General features: G+C 40.5%; 2 protein-coding genes. Both read left to right on the top strand.

Features of this window, described 5'->3' with window-relative positions; all coding sequences use genetic code 11:
- The coding region (locus QUA42_RS27265) for a HAMP domain-containing sensor histidine kinase (RefSeq protein WP_333141763.1) at positions 1-546 on the top strand (546 nt) is incomplete at its 5' end.
- A gap of 428 nt (positions 547-974) precedes the next feature.
- A partial coding sequence (locus QUA42_RS27270) for an AAA family ATPase (RefSeq protein WP_333141765.1) occupies positions 975-5,512 on the top strand: 4,538 nt, incomplete at its 3' end.

Consider the following 5,512-nt stretch of genomic DNA (forward strand, 5'->3'; position numbering starts at 1 on the left):
CTAATTAATCTTAATCAGGCCGCGGCATTGATTCAGAGCTTTAAAGAAGTGGCAGTCGATCGCTCCAGCGAAGAACGGCGAACCTTCAGAGTAAGAGATTATCTCGATGAAATTTTAATCCAATTAAAACCCAAATTGAGAAATAGCAAACATTCGCTCGAAATTAAAGGAGACAGCAAAATAGCCCTAGATTCTTATCCAGGTGCATTATCCCAAGTTGTCACAAACTTGCTGATCAACTCTCTGATTCACGCTTACGAACCGGGCGAATCGGGAAAGCTAGCTTTTGATTGGCACCAAGAGGGAGCTCGGCTTAGATTGGAATATTCCGATGACGGTCAAGGCATTCCCCCTGAAAATTTAAGTAAAATTTTCGAGCCATTCTTTACTACCAAACGCGGTCAGGGTGGTAGCGGGTTGGGATTGCATATTGTCTACAATTTAGTAACCCAAAAACTTCTGGGTGAAATAGAATGTAAAAGTGAGGTGGGAGTCGGCACCAAATTTATTATTAAGCTACCCCTACAAATCGATTCACAACCGTAGTTTCCTAAATCAAAAGTTCAGTAACAAATAAAGGTGAGCAACAATGGACAAGAGTATTTACGGCTTTTTAACTAAGAATCCTCTCAAAAAATGCTCTTGGCTGAAAGATTTAACTCAGATGCGGGTCTAGGCATATCTGGCGATCGATCTAGTAACTATCACAAGCCGTACAAATCTCCTCTGAAGACCAAGGGATCTCGTCCTTCACTCTGTTCTGCCTGCTTTTGGAGGAAACTGTAGAGCGAGCTCCCTCCTAACATAAATATTTATTTGTATTTTTTTGAAGAAATGTAAAAATTAATATTTTTTTAGTTGAAATTTAAATTTTGCTTAAAGTGCAAGCTAGTCTTTATATGAGAGGGTACATCTACTTACAAATTGATAATTGCTAAAAAAATGTGTATTAATTATTAAAATAGGCTGCAAAAATGATTAACTTAGCTGGCTACGAGTTTACCAACCAAATACATGAAAGTAACAATTCTTTAGTTTATCGAGGACTGAGAAAGCAAGACAACCAACCAGTCATTCTCAAATTTCTCAAGCAAGATTATCCGATGCCAGCTTCGTTAGTCAGATACAAGCAGGAATACGAAATTACACGCAATCTTAACCTAGAAAGTGTACCGAAAACCTACAGCTTAGAAAAATACCAGAACAGTTTAGTTATTATTTTCGAGGATAGTGGTGGAGAATCATTAAAGCTGTGGTTGGCTGATCACAAACTTACCTTAGAAGAGTTTTTGTCAACCGCTATTAAAATAACCAGAGCTTTAGGTCAAATTCATCAACATAACATTATTCATAAAGATATCAACCCCAGCAATATTATTATTAACTCGACAACCGGGCTAGTCCAAATCATAGATTTTGGCATCTCTACTGTCTTATCGCGTGAGAATCCTACCCTAAAAAATCCAAATGTTTTAGAAGGCACTCTCAGCTATATATCGCCGGAACAAACAGGCAGAATGAACCGAGCGATCGACTACCGCACGGATTTTTACTCATTAGGAGTCACTTTTTACGAAATGCTAACGGGGCAACTGCCATGGGATTACAACGATGCAATGGAATTAGTGCACTGTCATATTGCTAAACAAGCAGTGCCGCCCCATGAAATCAATCCAGGAAGGGGAATTCCTAAAACCATTTCCGATCTAGTAATGAAGCTGTTAGAAAAAACGGCTGAAAAAAGATACCAAAGTGCTTGGGGAATCATTGCAGATTTAGAAGAATGCCGAGAACAACTACAGGCTAAAGGAACGATTGCTGATTTTGATCTCGCTCAAAAAGATATTACGGATAAATTTCAAATTCCCCAAAAACTATATGGTAGAGAACGAGAACTAGAAACCTTGCTAGCCACGTTTAATCGCGTTAGCAATGGCACGAAAGAAATTATGTTAGTGTCGGGTTATTCTGGGATTGGTAAATCCGCCTTAGTGCAAGAAGTTTATAAGCCGATAACTAAGGCAAGGGGTTATTTTATTGCCGGAAAATTCGATCAATTTCAACGCAATATTCCTTACTCAGCGCTCGTTAAAGCTTTTCAGTCCTTAGTCAAGCAACTGTTAACTGAAAGCGAAATCCAACTCAATAGCTGGAAAGAACAACTTTTAGCGGCTTTTGGTGATAACGGTCAAATCATTATAGATGTCATTCCCGACATAGAACTGATCGTTGGCAAACAGCCACCCGTCCAAGAATTAGGGGCTACGGAAGCGCAAAACCGTTTTAATTTAGTCTTTCAAAAATTCATCCGGATCTTTGGCTCTGTGGAGCATCCCTTAGTCATTTTTCTGGACGATTTGCAATGGGCTGACTCCGCTACTCTGAAACTGCTGCAAGTAATGATGGCAGATGAGGAAACAAAATATTTATTTCTAATGGGTGCTTATCGAGATAACGAAGTGAGCCCCACACATCCCCTGATAATGACTTTGGAGGGGCTGCAAAAGCAAGAGGCTACTATTAACCAAATTACCTTAACTCCCTTAGATATCGAACACATCGCTGACTTGATAGCTGATACTGTGCGTAGGGATAGAGGCGCAGTCATGCCGCTAGCTGAGTTAGTCGTCGGTAAAACTCAAGGCAATCCTTTTTTTGTCAATCAGTTTCTCAGAGTTCTCTATGAAGAAACCCTCCTGAATTTCAATTTAGTGCAAAGAAGCTGGGATTGGAATATTTCACAAATCGAAGCAGTAGGCATTACCGATAACGTGGTTGAGTTGATGGTCGGTAAATTGAGAAAAATGCCAGAGTCAACTCAACAAATTTTACAGTTAGCTGCTTGCGTTGGCAATAGTTTTGACTTAAATACTCTGTCTGTTGTCCATGAAAAATCTCCCGCTGAAACCTTTCAAGAGCTATTGCCAGCCATTCAAGATGGACTAATTTTAGCCATCTCTGAACTCGGGGTAACAGAAGAAGAAATAGTTAAGTCTCATCTCGTGATTACTACTTATAAGTTTTTGCACGATCGCGTGCAACAAGCAGCTTATGCTCTGATTGAGGAAAGTTCTAAAAAAACAGTTCACTTACAAATCGGTCGCCTGCTGTGGCAAAATACCTCGCCAGAGAAACGAGCGGAAGAGATATTTGCGATCGTCGATCATTTGAATCTGGGAATTGAACTCATTAGTGATGAATCCGAACGAACTGAAATTGCCAAACTTAATTTAACCGCAGGTCAAAAAGCTAAAGCAGCAACGGCTCATGCTGCGGCTACCCAATATTTGCAAGCAGGTTTGGGACTGCTAGCAAATTCTAGCTGGACTCATCATTACGAACTGACATTAGCACTACATACCGAAGCAGCAGAGGCAGCATTTCTGAGTGGTGACTTTGACCGGATGCAGAAATTAGCATCAGTCGTGCAAAACTGTGCCAAAAACCTATTGGAAAAAATAAAAGTCTATGAAGTCCAGATTCAAGCTTCCGTGTCGCAGAAAAAGCTACTAGAAGCAGTTAATAGAGGGCTACAAGTTTTAAAGCTGTTAGGGGTGGAGTTTCCCCAAGAGCCAAACCCGTCAGATATTGGGCAAGCACTGGGGGAAACGGCGGCAATTTTGAAGGGGAAGCGAATTGAGGATTTAAGTGACCTGCCTCAAATGACCGATCCCTATAAACTAGCAGCTATGAGACTTATATCAAGTATCTTTGCTCCTGCATACATTGCTGCTCCACAACTGTTGCTCTTGACGGTGTGCAAACAAGTAGATTTATCAGTTCAATATGGTAATGCTTCTGTTTCTCCCTTTGCTTATGCCAATTATGGTTTTCTTCTTTGTGGAATTGTCGAGGATATTGATTCGGGTTATCAGTTCGGTCAATTAGCTTTAAGTCTATTGTCAAAGTTAAATGCTCAAGAAATTAAAGCCAAGACAGTTGTCCATGTAAATATATTTACCCAACATTGGAAAGAGCCTCTGAGAGAAACCTGCGAGCCTTTAATGTCTGCTTACTCTAGCGGAATAGAGACAGGAGATTTAGAATATGCAGGCTTTAGTTTAATACATTCCTCCTGTGCAGGTTACTATAGTGGGAAAGAACTGACTGTGCTGGACAGAGAGATAGCAATTAACAGAGATGCTATTTATAATGTCAAGCAAGAAATAGCGCTTAATTATATAGAAATAAATTGGCAAGCTATATTAAATTTGTTGGGAAAAAGCGAAAAAACTTGCATTCTGAAGGGTGAAGCCTGTGATGAGGAGCTGAAGTTGCCATTATACCAGCAGGCAAAGGACAAATCGGCAGTTGCATACATATATTTGAACAAAATTTACCTTTGTTATTTGTTTGAAAATTACTCAGAAGGCATTGAAAATACTGCTCTAGCAGAGAGGTGTTTAGATGCAATGGTAGGATTGCCTGTTATTCCTATCTTCCATTTTTACGATTCTTTGGTGCGGTTGGCAGTGTATTCTGATACTCCACAGTCAGAGCAACAAAGTATTCTTGACCGAATACAAGCTAATCAAGAGAAAATGCAAAAATGGGCGCATCATGGGCCAATGAATTATTTGCATAAATTCTATCTAGTAGAGGCAGAACGGCATCGGGTTTTAGGGGAAAAAATAGAAGCAATCGAAATGTACGACAAGGCTATTTCCCTTGCTAAAGAAAACCAGTACATCAACGAAGAAGCACTCGCTCACGAACTGGCAGCCAAATTTTACTTGTCATGGGGCAAAGAAACGATCGCTCAAACTTATATGCAAAACGCTCACTATAGCTACCAAGTTTGGGGCGCTATAGCTAAAGTTAAGCATTTAGAGGAAAAATACCCTCAATTACTAGCTAGAACATCAGCCAAGACAACAACTCAAACAAAACTTAACCAAACAACAACTGCTCCTACTACCACTAGCACCAATTTGGGAGAGACGCTAGATTTAGCCACAGTCATGAAAGCTTCTCAAGCGATTTCAGGGGAAATTGTTTTGAGTAAGTTACTGGAAAGGTTGATGAAAATTGCGATAGAAAATGCAGGCGCCCAAAAAGGCTTTCTGATTTTAGAAAAAGCAGGAAACTGGGCCATCGAGGCAGAAGGTTCCGTGAAGGAAGATGAAGTTAGCGTGCTGCGATCGCATCCCCTCAATGCAGAAGCTGCTTCTCTTGAAACGCCAAAACTGGCAAGTGCGATCGTCAACTACGTCATCCGCACCCAAGAAAATGTGGTTTTAAATAACGCCACCCAAGAGGGACAATTTACCCGCGATCCTTATATTGCAGCCACTCAACCGAAATCGATACTCTGCACTCCTCTACTGCACTCCTGCAAGCTGACAGGTATTCTTTACCTAGAAAATAACCTCACAGAAGGGGCTTTTACTACAGATAGGCTGGAGCTGTTACAATTGTTATCTGCCCAAATTGCAATTTCCATTGAAAATGCCCAACTCTACAATAACTTGCAGGAGTTCAATCAAAACTTAGAGCAATTAGTGAGCGATCG

The organism is Microcoleus sp. Pol11C2 (genome assembly GCF_036701505.1).
Lineage (GTDB): Bacteria > Cyanobacteriota > Cyanobacteriia > Cyanobacteriales > Microcoleaceae > Microcoleus.